Raw genomic sequence first — 19,778 nt, 5'->3', positions numbered from 1 at the left:
AGTGCACACCCGCACCTAACCAGCTGATTCGGCCCTCCGCGTCCGGCGCGGGGGCCGCCGGACCTCCAGCTGTACGGCTGAGAACCTCTGAGGAGACAGTGCTGTGACCGGGATCAAGACGACCGGCGAGAAGAAGATGATGTTCTTCTCCGGCCGCGCCCACCCCGAGCTTGCCGAGGAGGTCGCCCACCAGCTGGGTGTCGGGGTCGTCCCGACTAAGGCCTTCGACTTCGCGAACGGTGAGATCTACGTTCGCTACCAGGAGTCGGCGCGCGGTGCCGACTGCTTCGTGATCCAGAGCCACACGGCTCCGATCAACCAGTGGATCATGGAGCAGTTGATCATGATCGACGCGTTGAAGCGGGCGTCGGCCCGTTCCGTCACGGTGATCGTGCCCTTCTACGGTTACGCGCGGCAGGACAAGAAGCACCGAGGCCGGGAGCCGATCTCGGCGCGGCTGATCGCGGATCTGATGAAGACGGCGGGTGCGGACCGGATTCTGACGGTCGATCTGCACACGGACCAGATCCAGGGCTTCTTCGACGGTCCGGTGGACCACCTGTTCGCGCTTCCGCTGCTCGCGGACTACGTGGGCCGGAAGGTGGACAAGGACAAGCTGACGGTGGTGTCGCCGGACGCCGGCCGGGTGCGGGTGGCGGACCGGTGGTGCGACCGGCTGGGTGCGCCGCTGGCGATCGTGCACAAGCGCCGTGACAAGGACGTGGCGAACCAGGTGACCGTGCACGAGGTCGTCGGTGAGGTCGAGGGCCGGGTGTGCGTTCTGGTCGACGACATGATCGACACCGGTGGCACGATCTGTGCGGCCGCGGACGCGCTGTTCGCGCATGGTGCGGAGGACGTCATCGTGACGGCGACGCACGGTGTGCTGTCGGGTCCGGCGGCGGACCGGCTGAAGAACTCCCGGGTGAGCGAGTTCGTGCTGACGAACACGCTGCCGACGCCGGGTGAGCTGAGCCGGGATCTGGACAAGATCACGGTGCTGTCGATCGCGCCGACGATCGCGAGTGCGGTGCGCGAGGTGTTCGAGGACGGTTCGGTGACGAGCCTGTTCGACGAGCAGTGAGCTGTAAAAACGCTTCTGCATGATCGTCGGCGTCCGGTGGGCGCCGGTCGACGCTGATCGATTTCTCTGTGGCCTCCCGTGCCGAGTAGACTTCCCCAGTTGCTCGGCGAGGGAGGCCACGCCTCCGTTATCGACGCGCTCTTCGTAGCAGGCCGTTCGTGGCCGGGTGACCACGTCCGTACCTGTATCCACGAGGAGTGATCCGCATGGCCGAAGTGAAGCTCACCGCCCAGACCCGTACCGAGTTCGGCAAGGGTGCCGCGCGCCGTATCCGCCGTGACGCCCAGGTCCCCGGTGTCCTGTACGGCCACGGTTCGGACCCGATCCACCTGACCCTCCCGGGCCACGACCTGCTGCTCGCGCTGCGCACGCCGAACGTCCTGATCTCCCTGGACATCGACGGCAAGAGCAACGAGCTGGCGATCCCGAAGTCCGTGCAGCGCGACCCGATCAAGGGCTTCCTGGAGCACGTCGACCTGCTGCTGGTCAAGCGCGGCGAGAAGGTCACGGTCGAGATCCCGGTGCACACCGAGGGCGAGCTGGCCCCGGGCGGCAACCTGCTGGAGCACGTCCTGAACGCGCTGCCGGTCGAGGCCGAGGCCACCCACATCCCCGAGGCCGTCACCGTCTCCGTCGAGGGCCTGGAGGCCGGTGCCTCCGTGCTCGCCAAGGACATCACGCTGCCGTCCGGCGTGAGCCTGGCCGTCGAGGAGGACGCGGTCGTCCTCCAGGTGCTGGCCGCGCAGGCGGAGGAGGCGGCCGAGGGCGCCGAGGGCGAGGCCGAAGAGGCCGCCGAGGCCTGATCCTCACCTTCGTTTCATCGTTCGTCAGCCGCTGCTTCCTCTCGGGAGCGGCGGCTGGCGCGTATCAAGGAGACATGGACGTGACCACCCCCGCCAACGCCCCCTGGCTGATCGTCGGGCTCGGTAATCCCGGGCCCGAGTACGCCGCCAACCGGCACAACGTCGGTTTCATGGTCGTGGACCTGGTCGCCGACCGGATCGGCGGGAAGTTCAAGCGGGCCGGGAAGGCGCAGGCGCAGGTCGTGGAGGGGCGGCTCGGGGCGCCGGGGCCGGCGAACCGGCGGGTGATCCTGGCCAAGCCGATGTCGTTCATGAACCTGTCCGGCGGGCCGGTGAACGCCCTGCGCGACTTCTACAAGGTGCCGCTCGCCAACATCGTGGCGGTCCACGACGAACTGGACATCGACTACGGCACCCTGCGCCTCAAGCTGGGCGGTGGCGACAACGGCCACAACGGGCTGAAGTCGATGACGAAGGCGATGGGGGCGGACTACCACCGGCTGCGGTTCGGGATCGGGCGTCCTCCGGGCCGTATGCAGGTGGCGGACTTCGTGCTGAAGGACTTCTCCTCGGCCGAGCGCAAGGAGCTGGACTACTTCGTGGACCGCGCGGCCGACGCGGTGGAGGCGCTGGTGACCGAAGGTCTGGAGCGGGCGCAAAGCGCGTACAACTCCTGACTTGTCCCCTACGGCAGTTGACCGGCCGTAGGGATATGGCCAATGATCCCGGCCATGCCTGCTGCCTCAGCCGCCTCTTCCCGTACGGCTCCGGTCGACGCCCTGCGTGTCGTGTCGATGGGCGCGGTCGCCGTGCTGATCCTGGTCGCCGGAGTGTGGGGGTCCTGGGGCACCGCCCAGCACGTGATGCTGACGAAGGGCAAGGAGCAGGGCACGGTCAGGGTGACCTCGTGCGGTGCGGACACCTGCACGGGACCGTTCACCCCTGTCTCGCCCGGCGCCTCGGCGCGCTCCGGTGTCGTCATCGGCAGGTCGGTCGCGGTGCGCAAGGGGCAGACGTACGACGTGATCGTGAAGCCGGGTACCGACGAGGTGGTCCGGTCCGGTCCCGCCGGGTTCCTGTACTCCTGGGTGCCGTTCGGCGGTGCGCTGCTGCTGGCGTCGGTGGTGGTGGCCGGCGGGCTGCGGCTGACCCGGGTGGCATGGGTGCTGGGGGTCTCGGGGCTCGCGCTGCTCACGGCGGCCTTCGTCACTGTGCAGTAGACGGACACGGCTGTGCCCCCGGGGGGACGACCCCGGGGGCACAGCCGTGTCGGGCGGAGCCGGTCAGCCGGTGTTGCGCAGGCCCGCCGCCACGCCGTTGACCGTGAGGAGCAGGGCGCGTGCGAGCAGCGGGTCGGGGTCGGCGCCCGCGGCGGCCTCGTCGCGCTGACGCTTGAGCAGGGCGACCTGGAGGTAGGAGATCGGGTCCAGGTAGGCGTCGCGGATGGTGAAGGTCTGCTTCAGGACCGGGGTGGCGTCCAGCAGCTCGGACTCACCGGTGATCTTCAGGACCTCGGCGACGGTCAGCTCGTGCTCGGCCTTGATGGTGTCGAACACGTGCTTGAGCTCGTCGGGGACGAGGGTGTCGACGTAGTGCTGGGCGATCCGCAGGTCCGTCTTGGCGAGGGTCATCTCGACGTTGGAGACGAAGTTCCGGAAGAAGTGCCACTGTTCGTGCATCTCGTCCAGGACGGTGTCGAGGCCGGCCTCGCGCAGCGCCTTCAGGCCGGAGCCGACGCCGAACCAGCCGGGCACGATCTGCCGGGACTGGGTCCAGCCGAACACCCAGGGGATGGCGCGCAGGCCGTCGAGCGAGACGCCGGAGCCGGGGCGGCGGGAGGGGCGGGAGCCCAGGTGCAGGTCGGCGAGCTGGTCCACCGGCGTCGACGCGAGGAAGTACGTCGGCAGGTCCGGGTCCTCCACCAGGCGGCGGTAGGCGGCGTGGGCGGCGTCGGAGACGACGTCCATCGCCGCGTCCCAGCGGGCGAGGGCCTCCACGGACTGGCGGGGGGCCGTGTGCAGGGCGGAGGCCTGGAGGGTGGCCGCGACGGTCAGTTCCAGGTTCTCCCTGGCGAGGGAGGGGATCAGGTACTTGTCGGAGATGACCTCGCCCTGCTCGGTGACCTTGATCTCGCCCTCCAGGGTGCCCCAGGGCTGGGCGAGGATGGCGTCGTGCGAGGGGCCGCCGCCGCGGCCGACGGTGCCGCCGCGGCCGTGGAAGAGGCGCAGCCGCACCCCGTAGCGGTGGGCGACGTCGCGCAGTCGGCGCTGGGCGCGGTGGATCTCCCACTGGGAGGTGGTGATGCCGCCGAACTTGGAGGAGTCGGAGTAGCCGAGCATGACCTCCTGGACGTCTCCGCGCAGTGCCACCAGGCGGCGGTACGACGGGTCGGAGAGCATGTCCTCCAGGATGGTGTCGGCGGCCTTGAGCTCGTCCGTGGTCTCCAGGAGCGGCACGATGCCGATCTTCGCCCAGCCGGCGTGCAGGTCGAGGAGTCCGGCCTCGCGGGCCAGTACGGCCGCCGCGAAGACGTCGTCGGCGCCCTGGCACATGGAGATGATGTACGACTCGACGACCTCGGGTCCGAAGACCTCCAGGGCCTTCTTCACGGTCTGGAAGACGCCGAGGGTCTTCTCGCCCGCCGCGTCCACGGGTGCCGGGGTGGGTGCGAGGGGCCGGCGGGAGCGCAGTTCCTTGGCGAGGAGCTTGGCGCGGTACTCGCGGGGCATGTCGGCGTAGCGCCAGGACTCCTCGCCGAGGCGGTCGAAGAGCTGGCCGAGGGCGTGGTGGTGGGCGTCGGCGTGCTCGCGGACGTCCATGGTGGCGAGCTGGAGGCCGAACGCGGCCAGGGTGCGGATCGTACGGGCGAGGCGGCCGTCGGCGAACAGGCCGCCGCGGTGGGCCCGCAGGGAGGTCTGGACGAGGCGCAGGTCGGCGAGGAGTTCGGCGGTGCCGAGGTAGTCGTGGCCGGGCTCGTGCGGGGTGCCGGTGGCCAGGCGCCGCTTGGTGTTCTCCAGCTTCTGCCGGATGCAGGTGGCCTTGAGCCGGTAGGGCTCCTCGGCGTTGAGCCGCTTGTAGCGGGGGCTGATCTCGGGGAGCCGGTCGAGGTCCGCCCGGAGGGACTCCAGGAGTTCCTCGGTGGCGCCGGTGTAGCGGATGGAGTTGGAGAGGAAGCCGCGGAGTTCGTCGATCATCTCCAGGGCGTCGTTGATGCCGTGCTCGTGCTGGAGGATGAGGACGTCCCAGGTGACCTGGGGGGTGACGTTGGGGTTGCCGTCGCGGTCGCCGCCGATCCAGGTGCCGAAGGTGAGCGGGCGGGTGTCGTCGGGGAGCTTGACGCCGACCCGTTCCAGCTCGGCGGTGAGGTCCTCCAGGACGTCGCCGACCGCGTCGGCGTGCAGTTCGTCCAGGTAGTAGATGGCGTTGCGGGCCTCGTCGGCCGGTTCCGGCCGGACCACGCGCAGCTCGTCGGTCTGCCAGACGAGGTCGATGTTCTCGGCGAGGCGGATGTCGGTCCGGCGGCGGTCGGACTCGATGACCGGGGTGTCCAGGAGCGCGGCGATGCGCCGGAGCTTGTTGAGGACCGACCGGCGGGCGGCCTCGGTGGGGTGGGCCGTGAAGACCGGGCGGACGTTGAGGTTCTGGACGGTCTCGCGCAGGTGGCCGGCGTCGGCGTCCTTGAGCCGGTCGGCGGTGCGGGCGAGCAGTCCGCCCTCGGCGGCGCGGCGGGCCCGCAGCTCGCGGCCGCGGTGCACCTGCTCGGTGACGTTGGCGAGGTGGAAGTAGGTGGAGAAGGCGCGGACCAGCTTGGCGGCGGTCTCCAGTTCCGTGCCGCGCAGCAGGTCGGCGGCGGCCTCGCCGTCCTCGCGGGTCAGGCGGCGGACCCTTTCGACGAGCTCCAGCAGCTCGGGGCCCTCCTGCCGGACGAGGGTCTCGCCGAGGAGGTCGCCCAGGCGCCGGATGTCGGCGCGCAGCTCACTGCTGCTGGTGGTGGCGCTGGTAGTCAGGTCGTCGGCACTGCTCACAGGTGCGGCTCCTTGCAGTGTTGAAGCTCGTCTGGAGGGGAACCCGTCCGTCGGCCGCGGCGGGCGCGTGCCCGCATACGGGCCGGACATCCGGGAAGGAAACAGAGCGGACCGCGCTGTCCGACCGACTCAAGGATAGGTGTCCATGAGGACGCGCAGGCTGTCGGGCTCTTGCTGCGAGACGCCTCGCTGCCATACTTACGTCGCCGTAGGTTACGGAACCGTAGGGAATGCGTTCTAAAGTCCCCTGCGGTGGCCGCGGATCGGCACCTGTCTCAACCCTCGACCCCACAGGGGACGCGCATGACCTCGTCTGGTTCCGATGTGATCGAAGAAGCCCAGAAGCCCGCCGGTGCCTCGCCCTCGTCCGCCACCCTGGGCGGTGAGCGGAAGGGTTCGATCGAGCAGATCACCCTGTTGCTGTTCATCGTCGTGCCCTTCCTGGCGCTGCTGGCGGCGGTGCCGCTGGCCTGGGGCTGGGGCGTGAGCTGGCTAGACCTGGGTCTGCTGGTGTTCTTCTACTACCTGGGCTGTCACGGCGTGACGATCGGTTACCACCGCTACTTCACGCACGGGTCGTTCAAGGCGAAACGGCCGCTGCGGATCGCGCTGGCGGTCGCGGGCTCGATGGCCGTGGAGGGGCCCCTGGTGCGCTGGGTGGCCGACCACCGCAAGCACCACAAGTTCTCCGACGCGGAGGGTGACCCGCACTCCCCGTGGCGGTACGGGGAGACCGTGCCGGCGTTGATCAAGGGTCTGTGGTGGGCGCACATCGCCTGGATGTTCGACGAGGAGCAGACCAACCAGGAGAAGTACGCACCCGATCTGATCAAGGACCCGGCCATCCGGACGATCTCCCGGCAGTTCATCTACTGGACGATGCTGTCGCTGGCGCTGCCGCCGCTGGTCGGCGGTCTGGTGACGATGTCCTGGTGGGGCGCGTTCACCGCGTTCTTCTGGGGTTCACTCGTGCGGGTGGCGTTGCTCCACCATGTGACGTGGTCGATCAACTCGATCTGCCACGCGGTGGGCAAGCGGCCGTTCAAGTCCCGTGACCGGTCGGGGAACGTGTGGTGGCTGGCGGTGCTGTCCTGCGGCGAGTCCTGGCACAACCTGCACCACGCCGACCCGACCTCGGCGCGGCACGGTGTGGAGCGCGGCCAGCTGGACTCGTCGGCGCGGATCATCCGCTGGTGCGAGCAGCTGGGCTGGGCGTACGACGTGCGCTGGCCGTCACGCTCGCGTATCGATTCGCGCCGTGACACCGGGGATGGCGCCTCCCGGCAGGAGGCTCGGGCCGCGAAGGCGGCATGATTGACGCCGTGGCGACCGACTCCAGCACCCCCAGTCCCGACAGCAAGCAGCGGCGGGCGCGTCGCACCCGTATGACCGGGGCGGAGCGCCGCCAGCAGCTGTTGGAGATCGGTCGCACCCTCTTCGCGGCGAAGGGGTTCGAGGGCACCTCGGTGGAGGAGATCGCGGCGAAGGCCGGGGTCTCCAAGCCGGTGGTGTACGAGCACTTCGGCGGCAAGGAGGGGTTGTACGCCGTGGTGGTCGACCGGGAGATGCGGCGGCTGCTCGACATGGTGACCGGCTCGCTGACGGCCGGCCATCCGCGGGAGCTGTGCGAGCAGGCCGCGTTCGCGCTCCTCGACTACATCGAGGAGTACACGGACGGTTTCCGGATCCTGGTACGGGACTCCCCCATCCCGCAGTCGACGGGATCGTTCGCGTCGCTGATCTCGGACATCGCGACCCAGGTGGAGGACATCCTGGGCCGCGAGTTCAAGTCCCGCGGCTTCGACCCCAAGCTGGCGCCGCTGTACGCGCAGGCGCTGGTCGGGATGGTCGCGCTGACCGGCCAGTGGTGGCTGGACGTCCGCAGGCCGAAGAAGGCGGAGGTCGCCGCACACCTGGTCAACCTTGCCTGGCACGGCCTGGACGGCCTGGAGCAGAAGCCACGGCTGATAGGGCACCGGAAGGCGTGAACGCCCCGGTGCCCTGATATCAGCGGATCCCCGGCGGGACCCCGGCGGAGCTCCGGCGGGTCCCCGGCGGATCTCCGGCCGATCTCCGGCGGATCAGTGCTTGAAGACGTCCTTCATCTTCTCCTTGGCCTGGCGCGCGTCGCCCTTCGACTGCTCGAGCCGGCCCTCGGCCTCCAGGGGCACGTCGCGCGTCGCACGCCCGCCGACCTCCTTGGCCTTGCCCTTCATCTGTTCCTTCTTGCCCTTGGCCTTCTGGTGTCCTGACACCGTCGATCCCTCCTGACGCGAATACGTGCGTGGGGTCATTGCCCCGGGTAACCAGGACCGGGCCGGGGCAAACGGCGGCTCAGCCCACCGGTTCCAGGAACTCCAGGCGGTTGCCGACCGGGTCCCGGGAGTAGAAGCGGCGGTGTCCGGGAAGGTCGTCGTCCCAGGTGACGGGGGCGCCGCCGGCTTCGAGCCGTTCGGCACAGGCGTCGATGCCGGTGACCCGCAGGCCCGGGTGGGCCTGCCGGGCGGGCCGGAAGTCCGCCTCGACGCCCAGGTGCAGGTGCACGGTCCCGGCCCGGAACCAGCAGCCGCCGCGGGCCGCGAGCACCGGCGGCTTGGGGATCTCGGTCATGCCGAGGAGACCGACGTAGTAGGCGCGCAGCAGGTCCTCGGAGCCGGGCGGCACGGCCAGCTGTACGTGGTCGAGAGCGGTGATCATCAGGCGTCCTCCTTGCGGGCGACGGCGAAGATCCGCCGGAACGGGAACGGGGTGCCGTGCGGGCCGGCCGGGTAGGCCTCGCGCAGGGCGGTGCGGTAGTCGGCGAGGAAGGCCTCCCGGGCCTCGGGGTCGTCGGCGAGGGCGGTGAGGACCGGGCGCAGACCGGTGCCCTTCACCCAGTCGAGGACCGGGTCCTCGCCGGTGAGCAGGTGGAGGTACGTCGTCTCCCAGACGTCCGCGGCGCAGCCGAGCGCGGTCAGCCGCTCCAGGTAGGCCTCGGGGCTCAGTACGGCGTCCTCGTGGCGGAGGGTCTCGGCGAGCCGGCCGCTCCAGCGCGCGGAGCGGGCGAGGTCGCGCATCAGCCGGTGGCTGGGGGCGGCGAAGTTGCCGGGGACCTGGAAGGCGAAGGTGGCGCCGGGGGCGAGGGCGGCGATCCAGCCGGCGAAGCGCTCGGGGTGGCCGGGCACCCACTGGAGCGTGGCGTTGGAGACGATCAGGTCGTACGTCCCCTCGGGCGCCCAGGTGCGGACGTCGGCGTGGGAGAAGTCCAGGCGGCCGCCGCCGGCCGTGGGTCCCTCGTACTCCACGAGTGCCTTGTCGAGCATCTCGGGCGAGTTGTCGTAGCCGGTGATGTGCGCGGTGGGCCAGCGCTCGGCCAGCAGCGCGGTCATGTTTCCGGGGCCGCAGCCGAGGTCGGCGATGCGGGGGCGGCCCGCGGTGGCGGCGGGCAGGTCGGGGACGCGGGCGAGGAGGTCGGCGAAGGGGCGGCCGCGGTGGCCGGCGTGCCGGAGGTACTGGGCGGGGTCCCAGGCGGGAGTGGTCATGTGCTCCACCTTCCCCACCCAGATATCTCGATGTCAAGAGACTCGATATCAAGAGACTTCATGTCGACACAACCACTACACTGATCGCCATGGAGGACGAGGTCGATCGGCTGGTGGCTGCGTGGCGCCGGGAGCGCCCGGACCTCGACGTGGAACCGCTTGAGGTGCTCAGCCGGGTGAGCCGGCTGGCCCGGCACCTGGACCGGGCACGTCGGCTGGCCTTCGCCGAGCACAGCCTGGAGCCCTGGGAGTTCGACGTGCTGACCGCGCTCAGGCGCGCGGGCACCCCGTATCAGCTCTCCCCGGGCCAGTTGCTGACGCAGACCCTGGTCACCTCGGGGACGATGACCAACCGGATCGACCGGCTGGCCAAGAAGGGGCTGGTGGAGCGGTTGCCGGACCCGAGCGACCGGCGCGGTGTGCTGGTCCGGCTGACCGGCGAGGGCCAGGACCGCGCGGACCAGGCCCTGGCGGGCCTCCTCGCCCAGGAACGAGCGATCCTCGGCGAACTCTCCCCCGCCCAGCGATCCGAACTCGCCGGACTGCTCCGCCAGTTGACTGCCCCGTTCGACAACATCCCCGGCTAGGCGCTCCGCCGGGGTGCCGCCCTATGCCGACTGCCGCGCCGTCGTGGCTGGTCGCGCGGTTCCTCCCCCAGCCTTCGGCCGGGGGCACCCCCAGCGCCCCTGACGGGGCGTTCCCCGGTGGACGCCGGTCAGGCGCTGCTGCTCTCCTCCGACATGATCCGGCCGGCGGGACCCAGTTCGGCCGGCCCCACCCCGGCCCTCCGCGCCAGCGCGACCGCGGCCAGGGTGCTGTGGACGCCCAGTTTGCCCAGGACGTTCTGCATGTGGGTGCGGACGGTGTGCGGGGACAGGAACAGGCGCTCGGCGACGGCCTTGCGCCCCAGTCCCGCCACCATGCACCGGAGCACTTCCCGCTCCCTGGGCGTGAGGGACTCCACCAGCCGCTCGCTCTCGGTGCGGTGCTTGCGGGCGGCCGTCAGCTCGCGCAGCACCCCGGTCAGCAGGGCGGGCGGCAGATGGGTCTCGTCGCGCAGGACGCCCCGGATGACGTTCAGCAGTCTGGACAGCGAGCAGTCCTTGGCGACCCAGCCCGAGGCACCGGCCTGCAACGCCAGCGCCGCGCGCCGCGGGTCGTCCCGCTCGGCGAGGACGACGATCCGTACGGCGGGCTGGGCCGAGCGGACCCCGGCGACCAGCGATATGCCGTCGACGAGCCCCTCCTCGTTGGCCTCCTGCACCGGCACGGCCGCGCGCCCGCCGGGCAGCTGGCCGCCCAGGTCGGCGTCGACGAGCAGCACGTCGTAGCGACGGCCCTCGGCGACCGCGCGCTCCAGGCAGCGCAGCGCCGCCGGACCACTGCCGGCCGCGGACACGTCGACGTCGGGCTCGGCGGCCAGTGCGGCGGCCAGCGACTCGGCGAAGATACGGTGGTCGTCGACGACCAGAACTCGGATGCGAACCACGAAACCCCCTTCCCCAATGCTCTTCACGAGCAGGGGATACCCCAAGGTCCGGAGAACGACGACCCACACGGACACGACACCCGTGGGAGGACGCAACCGCACGGCCGCCGCCGTGCCTGAACAGCTACCCCACCACGAGCGTCGTATCCGACTTGTCTCGCCCCCTGATCAGCACCGGCCCCCACCGGTACCGCTCATCAGAGTACGGCCGGGCGCCGGAAGCGGAAGGCAATTTGCAGAACTGCCCGGCGGACGCGTTTATGGTGTGCCGCATGTTTCGTATTGAGGCGGAAGTCGACAAGGAACGACGTGATCTGCTCCGCGCGCGGCTGCTGGCCACCAACACCGCGGCCTCTCCCGTGCTGGCCGCGCTGCGCGGCACCCCCGCCGGACGCGAAGTACCCCTGCACGTCTGGGCGGTGGACGAGGGTTCGGGCGCCCTGGGCGGCGGCCTGGTCGGGCACACCTGGGCGTCCTGGCTGCACGTCACCTACCTGTGGGTGGACGCCCGCAGCCGCGGCGCCGGGCTGGGCGGCCGGCTGCTCGCCGCGGCGGAGCGCATCGCCCGCAAGGACCGCGACTGCACCGCCGTCCGCCTGGAGACCTGGGACTTCCAGGCCCCGGACTTCTACCGGAAGCAGGGCTACGACGTGGTGTGCGTGATCCCCGACTATCCGCCGGGGATCACGGAGTACACGCTGACCAAGCGGCTGGGCTGAGCGCTCAGTCCGCCTTGCGGGCGCCCGCCGACGGCACCGCCTCGAAGGTCCGCGGCGCCTTGAACCCGGCCGCCGCGAAGGCCTCCTCGACCGCCTTGGTGATCGTGTCGACGTCGGCCGTTTCGGCGAGGACGATCGCCGAGCCTCCGAAGCCGCCGCCGGTCATCCGGGCGCCCAGCGCGCCGGCGGCGTTCGCCGCCTCCACGACCAGGTCCAGCTCGGGGCAGGAGACCTGGAAGTCGTCGCGCAGCGAGGCGTGGCCCTCGGTGAGGACCGGGCCGATCGCGCGGGTGTCACCGGCCTCCAGGAGGGCGACGACACGCTCGACGCGGTGGTCCTCGGTGACGACGTGACGGACCAGCCGCCGTACCTCCTCCTCGTCGCCGAGGCGGTCGAGCGCGGAGTCCAGTTCGCCGTAGGGAACGTCCCGCAGGGCGTCCACGCCGAGCAGGGCGGCGCCCTTCTCACAGCCCGCGCGGCGCTTGCCGTACTCGCCGCCGCTGTGCGCGTGCTTGACCTGGGTGTCGACGACGAGCAGCCGCATGCCCTCGGCCGCGAGGTCGAAGGGGATCTGCCGCTGCGAGAGGTCGCGGGTGTCCAGGAACAGGGCGTGCCCGGCCTCGCAGCAGGCGGACGCCGTCTGGTCCATGATGCCGGTCGGCGCACCGACGTAGACGTTCTCCGCGCGCTGGCACAGGCGGGCCAGCTGCCAGCGCTGGAGGCCGAGTTCGTACAGGTCGTTCAGCGCGAGGGCGATCACCACCTCCAGGGCCGCGGAGGAGGACAGGCCCGCGCCGGTCGGGACGGTGGAGGCGAGGTGGACGTCGGCGCCGGTGACCGGGTGGCCGGCCTCGCGCAGCGCCCAGACCACGCCCGCCGGGTACGCCGTCCACTCCTGGTCGGTGCCGGGTTCCAGGGTGTCGAGGGCGAGTTCGACGACACCGCCCCCGATGTCCGAGGAGTGCAGGCGCAGTACGCCGTCGGTACGGCGGGCGACCGCGGCCGTCGTCACGTGCGGCAGCGCGAACGGCATCACGAAGCCGTCGTTGTAGTCGGTGTGCTCGCCGATCAGGTTGACCCGGCCGGGCGCCGACCAGACGCCGTCCGGCTCGGTGCCGTACAGCTCGGTGAAGCCCTCGCGGACCTGCTGTGCCCCCACTACTGCTCCCTTGCTGCGCTTGCGATGGTCTGGGCGAACTCCCAGGCGTCCGCGACGATCCCCGCGAGGTCCGCGCGGGTCGGATTCCAGCCGAGCTGCTCGCGGGCGGCGGCCGCCGAGGCGACCAGGACCGCCGGGTCGCCGCCCCGGCGCGGGGCCACGACCTCGGGGATCGGGTGGCCGGTGACCTGCCGGACCGTCTCGATGACCTGGCGGACGGAGAAGCCCTCGCCGTTGCCGAGGTTGCAGATCAGGTGCTCGCCGGGCCGCGCGGCCGCCACGGCCAGCAGGTGGGCGTCGGCGAGGTCGGCGACGTGGATGTAGTCGCGGACGCAGGTCCCGTCGGGCGTCGGGTAGTCGTCGCCGAAGACGGAGATGGCCTCGCGGCGGCCCTGGGCCACCTGGAGGACCAGGGGGATCAGGTGCGACTCGGGGTCGTGGCGCTCGCCCTGCGCGCCGTAGGCGCCGGCCACGTTGAAGTAGCGCAGGGAGACCGCGCCCAGGCCGTGGGCGGCGGCCTCACCGGTGATCATGTGGTCGACGGCGAGCTTGGTGGCGCCGTACGGGTTCGTCGGCTGCGTCGGGGCGGTCTCGACGATCGGGACCTGCTCCGGCTCGCCGTAGGTGGCCGCCGTGGAGGAGAAGACCAGCTTGCGCACGCCGGCCTCGCGCATCGCGCCGAGCAGCGCCATGGTGCCGCCGACGTTGTTGTCCCAGTACTTCTCGGGCTTCACGACCGACTCGCCGACCTGGGAGAACGCGGCGAAGTGCAGCACCGCCTCGTAGGAGGAGTCCAGCCACTTGGCGGCGTCGCGGATGTCGCCCTCGACGAAGGCGGCGCCCGCGGGGACGCCCTCGCGGAAGCCCGTGGAGAGGTTGTCGAGGACGGTGACCTCGTGGCCCGCCTCCAGCAGGTGCTGGGCGACCACGCTGCCGACGTAACCCGCCCCGCCCGTCACCAGGTACTTCATCAACTCGCTACCTCTCGCAGTCGCTCGGCCGCGCGCTCCGGCGGCACGTCGTTGATGAACACGCTCATGCCGGACTCGGAACCCGCGAGAAACTTCAGCTTGCCGGACGTTCGGCGGATGGTGAAAAGCTCGAGGTGGAGCGCGAAGTCGTCGCGCGTGACACCGTCGAACTCCTCCAGCGTCCCGAACGGCGCCTGGTGCCAGGCGGCGATGTAGGGCGTGGGAGGCTCACCCTCACCGAAGATACGGTCGAAGCGCCTCAAGAGTTCCAGATAAACCTTGGGGAACTCTGAGCGCGCCGCCTCGTCGAGACCGAGCAGGTCGGGGACCCGGCGCTTCGGGTACAGGTGGACCTCGTAGGGCCAGTGCGCCGCGTACGGCACGAAGGCGACCCAGTGTTCACCCTCAAGGACGACCCGCTCGCCGGCGAGTTCACGCTCCAGGACGGTGTCGAACAGGTTCTCGCCGCCCGTCGCCTCCTTGTGCGCCGCGAGCGACCGCAACATCAGTGCGGTGCGCGGGGTGGTGAAGGGGTAGGCGTAGATCTGCCCGTGCGGGTGACCGAGCGTCACGCCGATCTCCTCGCCGCGGTTCTCGAAGCAGAACACCTGCTCGACGGAGGGGAGATGCGACAGTTCGGAGGTCCGGTCGGTCCAGGCGTCGAGGACGAGGCGCGCCTGCTCCTCGGTGAGGCTCGCGAAGGACGCGTCGTGGTCCGAGGTGAAGCAGACCACCTCGCAGCGCCCGGAGTCGCCGGCCAGCGAGGGGAAACGGTTCTCGAAGACCACCACGTCGTACGACGAGTCCGGGATCTCGCTCAGCCGGTCGCCCTGTGTCGGGCACAGCGGGCACTGGTCGGCCGGCGGGTGGTAGGTGCGGCCCTGCCGGTGCGAGGCGATGGCGACCTGGTCGCCGAGCAGCGGGTCCCGGCGGATCTCGGAGGTGGTGTGCGTCCGCTCCAGCGGCCGGCGGTCCACCGCGTCCCGCACGGTGTCGTCACGCAGGTCGTAGTAGATGAGCTCGCGACCGTCGGCCAGCCGGGTCGAGGTCTTCTTCACTGCGGACTCCCGTTGATCGAGTCATCCAACCTTCAAACAGAACCGAACACACCAAAACACAACTCACCACGCCAGTCAACATCGGAATCAATCAAGGTGAGACAACGAAAGTGTTGAATTACTGGGTGCAGAACCCCACAAACGCCCCATACTCCCCCACATACCTCGCGGCGGGCCTGCGGCTCCCCACCAACGGCCTCGACTACACGATCCTGGCGATCTACTTCGTCGTCGTCCTGGGCATCGGCTTCGCGGCCCGCCGGTCGGTGAAGACCAGCCTCGACTTCTTCCTCTCCGGCCGGTCACTGCCCGCCTGGATCACCGGTCTCGCGTTCATCTCCGCGAACCTGGCCGCGACCGAGATCCTCGGCATGGCCGCCAACAGCGCGCAGTACGGCGCCTACACCGTGCACTGGTACTGGATCGGCGCCATCCCGGCCATGGTCTTCCTGGGCCTGGTGATGATGCCCTTCTACTACGGCAGCAAGGTCCGCTCGGTCCCCGAGATGCTGCTGCTCCGCTTCGACAGAGCCGCGCATCTGCTGAGTTCGATCCTGTTCGCCTTCGCGGCCATCCTCATCGCGGGCGTCAACCTGTACGCCCTCGCGATCGTCGTCGAGGCGCTGCTCGGCTGGCCCCAGTGGGTGGCGATCGTGGTCGCCGGCGCGTTCGTGCTGGCGTACATCACGCTCGGTGGCCTCTCCTCGGCCATCTACAACGAGGTGCTCCAGTTCTTCGTGATCCTGGCCGCGCTCATCCCGCTGTCCGTGCTCGGCCTGAAGAAGGTCGGCGGCTGGGACGGCCTGGTCGACAAGCTCACCGCAACCCACGGCCACAACTTCACCACCGCCTGGGGCGGCACCGGCATCGGCTCCGCCAACCCGCTCGGCGCGAACTGGCTGACCATCGTCCTCGGCCTCGGGTTCGTCCTCTCCTTCGGCTACTGGACGACGAACTTCGCCGAGGTGCAGCGCGCCCTGTCGGCGAAGAACCTCTCCGCCGCCCAGCGCACCCCGCTGATCGCCGCGTACCCGAAGATCTTCATCGTCTTCCTGGTGATGATCCCGGGGCTGGTCGCCGCCGCGCTGGTGCCGAACATCGGGACCGCGAAGTCCGGCCTCCAGTACAACGACGCGATCCCCTACCTCATGTCACAGCTGCTGCCCAACGGCGTGCTCGGCATCGCGGTGACCGGTCTGCTGGCGGCCTTCATGGCGGGCATGGCCGCCAACGTGTCGTCCTTCAACACGGTGTTCACCACCGACATCTGGGCGAAGTACGTGGTGAAGGGCCGCGAGGACGGCTACTACGTGCGGTTCGGACGGCTCATCACCGCGATCGGCGTCTGCGCGTCCGTCGGGACGGCGTTCCTCGCGTCGTCGTTCTCGAACATCATGAGCTACCTCCAGACGCTGTTCTCCTTCTTCAACGTGCCGATGTTCGTCGTCTTCATCGTCGGCATGTTCTGGAAGCGCGCCTCGGCGAAATCCGGGTTCTGGGGGCTGCTCGCGGGGACCGTCACCGCGATGGTCAACTACTTCGTCCTCTACAAGAAGGACATCATCGCCATCCCCTCCGACCAGGGCGCCAACTTCGTCTCCGCGATCGCCGGCTTCGTCGCCGGTGCGGTGGTGATGGTGATCGTGTCCCTGTTCACCGCGCCGAAGCCGGAGGCGGAGCTGGCCGGGCTCGTCTACGGCACGAGCTCGCCCGGCATGGCCGAGGCGCCCGCGCCCGGCGACGAGGCCTGGTACCGCAGGCCGGCACTGCTGGGCTGGGGTGCGGTGGTCCTCGCCGCCCTCTGCTACATCCCGTTCTCGTTCTAGTCCCGGTCGCGGGAGGATGGAGAGACCATGACCGACGACTTCGGGCGCCCGGAGCGCACCGGGTTCCACTACTCCGAGCAGGACGTCCAGCGCGAGGTCACCGAGCTGGAGGGACGCTCCGCGACCGCCGCGCGGATCTTCGACCTGCGGCGGATCATCGGCGGGCTGTTCGTGGTGTACGGGATCATCGTGACGATCACCGGGATCACGGACTCGCAGGCCGAGATCGACAAGGCACAGGGGATCAACATCAACCTGTGGACGGGCATCGGGATGCTGTTGCTCGGGGTGTTCTTCCTGGTGTGGCTGTGGTTGCGGCCGACTCCTCCGCCGGTGCCTCCGGCGGAGGAGGCCGAGTAGGTCGCGTTTCGGGTGCGGGTGCGTGGGGGCTGCTCGCGCAGTTCCTCCCCCGGCCTTCGGCCGGGGGTACCCCCAGCGCCCCTAGCGGGGCCCTTCAGTGCTGCTGTTGAGAGGGCCCGCCCTGTCAAGGAGGCCTGTCCGTGCCGCCAGCGCGGCCGCCTCCAGCCTTGACCCCACGCCCAGTTTCATCAGGACCCGCTGGACGTGGGTGCGGGCCGTGCTGGGGGCGATGCCCATGCCGGCGGCGATCAGGCGGGTGTCCTCGCCGTCGGCCACCCGCACCAGGACCTCGACCTCCCTCGGGGTGAGCATCTGGAGGAGGCGCTGGCCCTCGTCGTCGGGCTGGGCGGCGGGGTTGAGGAGTTCGCTGAACGCGCCCTGGAGGAGGGCGGGCGCCACGGCGGCCTCGCCGGACCGGGCCTTCATGATGGCGCGCTCGACGCCCTCTATCCGCTCGTCGTGCCGTACGTACCCGGAGGCGCCCGCGGCGAAGGCCGCCGCGATGCCCCGCGGGGACGGCACCGGACCCAGCACCAGCACCGCCACCTGCGGCCGCTCCTTCTTGATCCGCACCACCGGGTCGAAGATCCCCGGCTCGGCCGGTGCGGCCGTGCCCAGCAGGCACACCTCGGGCGCCCGGGTGATCACCAGCTCGGCCGCGCCCGCCGCCGGCGCCGCCGCCGCGAGCACCCGGTGGCCCCGCAGTTTCAGCGCAGAGGCCAGCGCCTCGGCGAGCAACCGGTGGTCGTCGACCACCATGAGCCGCACTCCCATAGAGCAACCCCCCAGTCCCCCCAATGGATGCCCCACTATGGATGCCCACTGGTCCGCATGGACAGAGGGCCCCCCGGCACCCCGTCCTTTCATGCCCCCGGAAGCTACACGCTTGTTCGACGTTGCGCTGCCCCTACTGATGAGAAGTGCCCCGGATCGGAGGAATCTCAGGTTTTTCTGGTATTCGCGGGTGAAGAGCGGGTGTGGTGCGGTAAGCGCCCACTTGACCGGGCGTCAGCCTCCCGCACCGAACGCGGTCACCAGGTACGCCTTGCCCGACGTCGACGAACCGGCGGAGCGCGCGTACACGGCGGACAGGTACAGGTGGCCCTGGGAGTAGAGGACCTCGGAGTACTGCGGCGACATGCTGGTCTCCACCGCCTTGACGGCCGCGCTCACCGGATTCTCCAGCAGCCTGGTCTCCTTGAACGAGCCGCCGTCGACACTGACGACCTGAGCACCCTTGTTGTACGGCGCGTTCTTGTACGCGATCACGTCGGTGCCGTCCATGCGCAGCGGTGTGATCGTGTAGTTGTTCCCGGCGTCGGCACGCTGGCCGGTCTGCTCACCGGTGGCGAGGTCGAAGGCGACGATCTCGTTGGTCTTGGCGTAGGCCCCGCTGCCGTCGTGTTCCTCGGTCGCCAGGTACAGCCGGTCGTTGCCGACCACCACGCCCCTGCACTTCTCCACCTCGTAGATCCCGTCGCAGCGGACCGCGTACGAGCTGCCCGGGGTGGAGATCCGGGTGCGCAGCTTCCCGGTCCTGTTGTCGATGGAGAAGACGTCGGAGAAACCGCTGCCGTCGCCCGCGCTGTCGTTGACGTCGGCGGCCACCACGAGCGGGTCGGTCGACACGACGCTGGCGTACTCGATGCCCGAGGTCATCTCGTACTCGGAGATCACCTTGCCGGAGACCGGGTCGATGGTCTGGATGTGCAGCTGGCCGCTGTCGCCGCTGCCGCACCGGCGGACCGCGACCAGCTTGGCGCCGCCGCCGTAACCGGCGTCGTAGCAGGTGTCGGTCGACTTCGGCTGCCAGCGGACCTTGCCGGAGGCGAGGTCGAAGGCGGCGCCGCCGCTGGTGCCGCCGACCGCGACGGTCTGCTGGGCGACCGTCACGTTATTGAAGTTGATCGGCACGTCACCGGACTTGATGGACTTCGTCCACAGCTTCTTACCGGCTTTCAGATCGATCGCGGCGACCTGGCTGCACCCCGTGGACGAGCCCTTGGGGGGCATCTTCGGCTGGAAGACGACCGCCGTCCTGCCGTCCGCGCTGACGTGCCCGGTGGCGTAGCAGACCGGTCCGGGCAGCGGGACCGTCCAGAGCCTGGCGCCCGAGTCGGGGTCGTAGCCGTTGATCTGGGCGACGCCGCTCTTCGCGTACACCGTGTCGGTGAGCCAGGAACCGGCGGTCACCGTGGTGTCCTTCGCGGCGGGCAGCGGGACCTGGAAGAGGACCTTGGAAGTGGGGTCGGCGGGGACCTTCTCGGTGCCCGTGCCGCCCTTGTCGCCGTCCTTGCCCTGGCCGCCGGTGCCGCCGCTGGAACTCGCGGTGTCGTCCTTCTTGCCGTCGCCGCCGGAGGACTTCGCGTACCAGATGCCGCCGCCGACGATCAGCGCGATGGCGACGACCGCGGCGGTGACGATGAGCAGCACGGCGTTGTTCCGGCCGGGGCCGGAGGCGCCGGGGTTCGGACCGCCGGGGTTCGGACCGCCGGGGTAGCCGTAACCGGGCTGCTGGGCGTAGGGGTTGCCGGCCGTGGGGGGCTGGGCGGGGTAGCCGTAGCCGGGGGGCGTGGGCGGGGGTGGCTGCTGGGGGTAGCCGTAGCCGGGCTGGGGGGCGGCCGGCTGCTGCGGGTAGCCGTAGCCCGGTTGTGGGGCCGGTGGGCCGGGCGGCGGCTGCGGCGGGGTCGCGGGCGCGCCGAAACCGGGCTGCTGCGGGGGCTCGTTGGGCGGCGGCGGGGGCGGTTGCGTCATGGCGGGGCT

At 70.4% G+C, this 19,778-nt stretch carries 20 protein-coding genes; 10 read left to right on the top strand and 10 right to left on the bottom strand.

Annotated elements, in window-relative coordinates:
• Positions 1-103: 103 nt before the first annotated feature.
• The 4 genes from AAW13_RS04060 (at position 104) to AAW13_RS04045 (ending at position 3,107) form a co-directional block, all read left to right on the top strand.
• Positions 104-1,084: a ribose-phosphate diphosphokinase gene (locus AAW13_RS04060; protein WP_046731723.1), complete on the top strand. Its 981-nt coding sequence runs from the start codon at positions 104-106 to the stop codon at positions 1,082-1,084.
• Positions 1,085-1,290: 206 nt separating this feature from the next.
• On the top strand, positions 1,291-1,887 hold the full coding sequence (locus tag AAW13_RS04055; RefSeq protein WP_046731724.1) for a 50S ribosomal protein L25/general stress protein Ctc: 597 nt from the start codon (positions 1,291-1,293) through the stop codon (positions 1,885-1,887).
• Between the two features lie 74 nt (positions 1,888-1,961).
• Positions 1,962-2,564 carry an aminoacyl-tRNA hydrolase gene (pth, locus tag AAW13_RS04050; RefSeq protein ID WP_046731725.1) on the top strand — a complete coding sequence of 201 codons (603 nt, stop codon included), beginning with the start codon at positions 1,962-1,964 and terminating at the stop codon, positions 2,562-2,564.
• A 42-nt stretch (positions 2,565-2,606) separates the two neighbouring features.
• Positions 2,607-3,107, top strand: a complete 501-nt coding sequence (locus AAW13_RS04045; RefSeq protein WP_046731726.1) for a hypothetical protein — start codon at positions 2,607-2,609, stop codon at positions 3,105-3,107.
• Between the two features lie 63 nt (positions 3,108-3,170).
• Here the strand turns inward: AAW13_RS04045 and ppc are convergent, their stop codons facing one another.
• The gene (ppc, locus tag AAW13_RS04040; RefSeq protein WP_046731727.1) at positions 3,171-5,912 is read right to left on the bottom strand and encodes a phosphoenolpyruvate carboxylase; all 2,742 of its coding nucleotides are present in this window, start codon (positions 5,910-5,912) and stop codon (positions 3,171-3,173) included.
• A gap of 303 nt (positions 5,913-6,215) precedes the next feature.
• Between ppc and AAW13_RS04035 the strand changes: the two genes are divergently transcribed.
• Both AAW13_RS04035 and AAW13_RS04030 read left to right on the top strand, forming a co-directional pair.
• The gene (locus tag AAW13_RS04035; RefSeq protein ID WP_046731728.1) at positions 6,216-7,226 is read left to right on the top strand and encodes an acyl-CoA desaturase; all 1,011 of its coding nucleotides are present in this window, start codon (positions 6,216-6,218) and stop codon (positions 7,224-7,226) included.
• Positions 7,223-7,900: a TetR/AcrR family transcriptional regulator gene (locus tag AAW13_RS04030; protein WP_046731729.1), complete on the top strand. Its 678-nt coding sequence runs from the start codon at positions 7,223-7,225 to the stop codon at positions 7,898-7,900. The genes AAW13_RS04035 and AAW13_RS04030 overlap by 4 nt, the downstream gene beginning before the upstream one ends.
• A 93-nt stretch (positions 7,901-7,993) precedes the next feature.
• Here the strand turns inward: AAW13_RS04030 and AAW13_RS04025 are convergent, their stop codons facing one another.
• The 3 genes from AAW13_RS04025 to AAW13_RS04015 all read right to left on the bottom strand — a co-directional run bounded on the left by AAW13_RS04025 (position 7,994) and on the right by AAW13_RS04015 (position 9,433).
• Positions 7,994-8,167 (bottom strand): CsbD family protein, encoded by a 174-nt coding sequence (locus AAW13_RS04025; protein ID WP_069751536.1) that lies wholly within the window; start codon positions 8,165-8,167, stop codon positions 7,994-7,996.
• 79 nt (positions 8,168-8,246) lie between these two features.
• Positions 8,247-8,609, bottom strand: a complete 363-nt coding sequence (locus AAW13_RS04020) for a VOC family protein (protein ID WP_046731730.1) — start codon at positions 8,607-8,609, stop codon at positions 8,247-8,249.
• Positions 8,609-9,433, bottom strand: coding sequence for a trans-aconitate 2-methyltransferase (locus AAW13_RS04015; protein ID WP_046731731.1), 825 nt, complete (start codon positions 9,431-9,433; stop codon positions 8,609-8,611). Before AAW13_RS04015 ends, AAW13_RS04020 begins: the two co-directional genes overlap by 1 nt.
• 89 nt (positions 9,434-9,522) lie before the next feature.
• On the opposite strand from AAW13_RS04015, the gene tamR reads away from it, so the two are divergent.
• Positions 9,523-10,020: a MarR family transcriptional regulator TamR gene (gene tamR / locus AAW13_RS04010; protein ID WP_046731732.1), complete on the top strand. Its 498-nt coding sequence runs from the start codon at positions 9,523-9,525 to the stop codon at positions 10,018-10,020.
• A 128-nt stretch (positions 10,021-10,148) separates the two neighbouring features.
• On the opposite strand, the gene AAW13_RS04005 is transcribed toward tamR, so the two are convergent.
• On the bottom strand, positions 10,149-10,922 hold the full coding sequence (locus AAW13_RS04005; RefSeq protein WP_046731733.1) for a LuxR C-terminal-related transcriptional regulator: 774 nt from the start codon (positions 10,920-10,922) through the stop codon (positions 10,149-10,151).
• Positions 10,923-11,182: 260 nt separating this feature from the next.
• Here AAW13_RS04005 and AAW13_RS04000 point away from each other — a divergent pair, with 260 nt between their 5' ends.
• Positions 11,183-11,641 (top strand): GNAT family N-acetyltransferase, encoded by a 459-nt coding sequence (locus AAW13_RS04000; RefSeq protein ID WP_206306145.1) that lies wholly within the window; start codon positions 11,183-11,185, stop codon positions 11,639-11,641.
• A gap of 4 nt (positions 11,642-11,645) precedes the next feature.
• Here AAW13_RS04000 and galK read toward each other — a convergent pair whose 3' ends face one another.
• From galK to galT, 3 genes are read right to left on the bottom strand one after another with little or no spacing between them, the layout of a single operon-like run.
• Positions 11,646-12,800, bottom strand: coding sequence for a galactokinase (galK, locus tag AAW13_RS03995; RefSeq protein WP_046731735.1), 1,155 nt, complete (start codon positions 12,798-12,800; stop codon positions 11,646-11,648).
• Complete coding sequence (gene galE / locus AAW13_RS03990; RefSeq protein WP_046731736.1) at positions 12,800-13,771, bottom strand: UDP-glucose 4-epimerase GalE; 972 nt, start codon at positions 13,769-13,771, stop codon at positions 12,800-12,802. The genes galK and galE overlap by 1 nt, the downstream gene beginning before the upstream one ends.
• Positions 13,771-14,829 (bottom strand): galactose-1-phosphate uridylyltransferase, encoded by a 1,059-nt coding sequence (gene galT, locus AAW13_RS03985; RefSeq protein WP_046731737.1) that lies wholly within the window; start codon positions 14,827-14,829, stop codon positions 13,771-13,773. Before galT ends, galE begins: the two co-directional genes overlap by 1 nt.
• A 125-nt stretch (positions 14,830-14,954) precedes the next feature.
• Here galT and AAW13_RS03980 point away from each other — a divergent pair, with 125 nt between their 5' ends.
• Together AAW13_RS03980 and AAW13_RS03975 are read left to right on the top strand one after the other, a co-directional pair.
• Positions 14,955-16,655 carry a sodium:solute symporter family protein gene (locus tag AAW13_RS03980; RefSeq protein WP_046731738.1) on the top strand — a complete coding sequence of 567 codons (1,701 nt, stop codon included), beginning with the start codon at positions 14,955-14,957 and terminating at the stop codon, positions 16,653-16,655.
• Positions 16,656-16,682: 27 nt separating this feature from the next.
• Positions 16,683-17,015, top strand: a complete 333-nt coding sequence (locus tag AAW13_RS03975; RefSeq protein ID WP_046731739.1) for a hypothetical protein — start codon at positions 16,683-16,685, stop codon at positions 17,013-17,015.
• A gap of 81 nt (positions 17,016-17,096) precedes the next feature.
• Here the strand turns inward: AAW13_RS03975 and AAW13_RS03970 are convergent, their stop codons facing one another.
• Together AAW13_RS03970 and AAW13_RS03965 are read right to left on the bottom strand one after the other, a co-directional pair.
• Positions 17,097-17,789, bottom strand: a complete 693-nt coding sequence (locus tag AAW13_RS03970; RefSeq protein ID WP_071659418.1) for a helix-turn-helix transcriptional regulator — start codon at positions 17,787-17,789, stop codon at positions 17,097-17,099.
• Positions 17,790-18,023: 234 nt separating this feature from the next.
• Entirely contained in the window at positions 18,024-19,769 is a 1,746-nt protein-coding gene (locus AAW13_RS03965) for an outer membrane protein assembly factor BamB family protein (RefSeq protein WP_071659417.1), read from the bottom strand.
• Positions 19,770-19,778: the final 9 nt, after the last annotated feature.

Origin of the sequence: Streptomyces humi (assembly GCF_001005085.2) — a bacterium.
GTDB classification, from domain to species: Bacteria; Actinomycetota; Actinomycetes; order Streptomycetales; family Streptomycetaceae; genus Streptomyces; species Streptomyces humi.
The sequence above is the reverse complement of the archived record's forward strand: the minus strand, read 5'-3'. Positions and strand labels throughout refer to the sequence as shown.

Bases quoted from the DNA above. Each gene is read 5' to 3' on its own strand.
- galE (WP_046731736.1), bottom strand. From the start codon at position 13,771: ATGAAGTACCTGGTGACGGGCGGGGCGGGTTACGTCGGCAGCGTGGTC.
- AAW13_RS04015 (WP_046731731.1), bottom strand. From the start codon at position 9,433: ATGACCACTCCCGCCTGGGACCCCGCCCAGTACCTCCGGCACGCCGGC.
- AAW13_RS04045 (WP_046731726.1), top strand. From the start codon at position 2,607: ATGATCCCGGCCATGCCTGCTGCCTCAGCCGCCTCTTCCCGTACGGCT.
- AAW13_RS04035 (WP_046731728.1), top strand. From the start codon at position 6,216: ATGACCTCGTCTGGTTCCGATGTGATCGAAGAAGCCCAGAAGCCCGCC.
- AAW13_RS04055 (WP_046731724.1), top strand. From the start codon at position 1,291: ATGGCCGAAGTGAAGCTCACCGCCCAGACCCGTACCGAGTTCGGCAAG.
- AAW13_RS03970 (WP_071659418.1), bottom strand. From the start codon at position 17,789: ATGGGAGTGCGGCTCATGGTGGTCGACGACCACCGGTTGCTCGCCGAG.
- AAW13_RS04030 (WP_046731729.1), top strand. From the start codon at position 7,223: ATGATTGACGCCGTGGCGACCGACTCCAGCACCCCCAGTCCCGACAGC.
- AAW13_RS04020 (WP_046731730.1), bottom strand. From the start codon at position 8,609: ATGATCACCGCTCTCGACCACGTACAGCTGGCCGTGCCGCCCGGCTCC.
- pth (WP_046731725.1), top strand. From the start codon at position 1,962: ATGGACGTGACCACCCCCGCCAACGCCCCCTGGCTGATCGTCGGGCTC.
- AAW13_RS03975 (WP_046731739.1), top strand. From the start codon at position 16,683: ATGACCGACGACTTCGGGCGCCCGGAGCGCACCGGGTTCCACTACTCC.
- AAW13_RS03965 (WP_071659417.1), bottom strand. From the start codon at position 19,769: ATGACGCAACCGCCCCCGCCGCCGCCCAACGAGCCCCCGCAGCAGCCC.
- tamR (WP_046731732.1), top strand. From the start codon at position 9,523: ATGGAGGACGAGGTCGATCGGCTGGTGGCTGCGTGGCGCCGGGAGCGC.
- AAW13_RS04000 (WP_206306145.1), top strand. From the start codon at position 11,183: ATGGTGTGCCGCATGTTTCGTATTGAGGCGGAAGTCGACAAGGAACGA.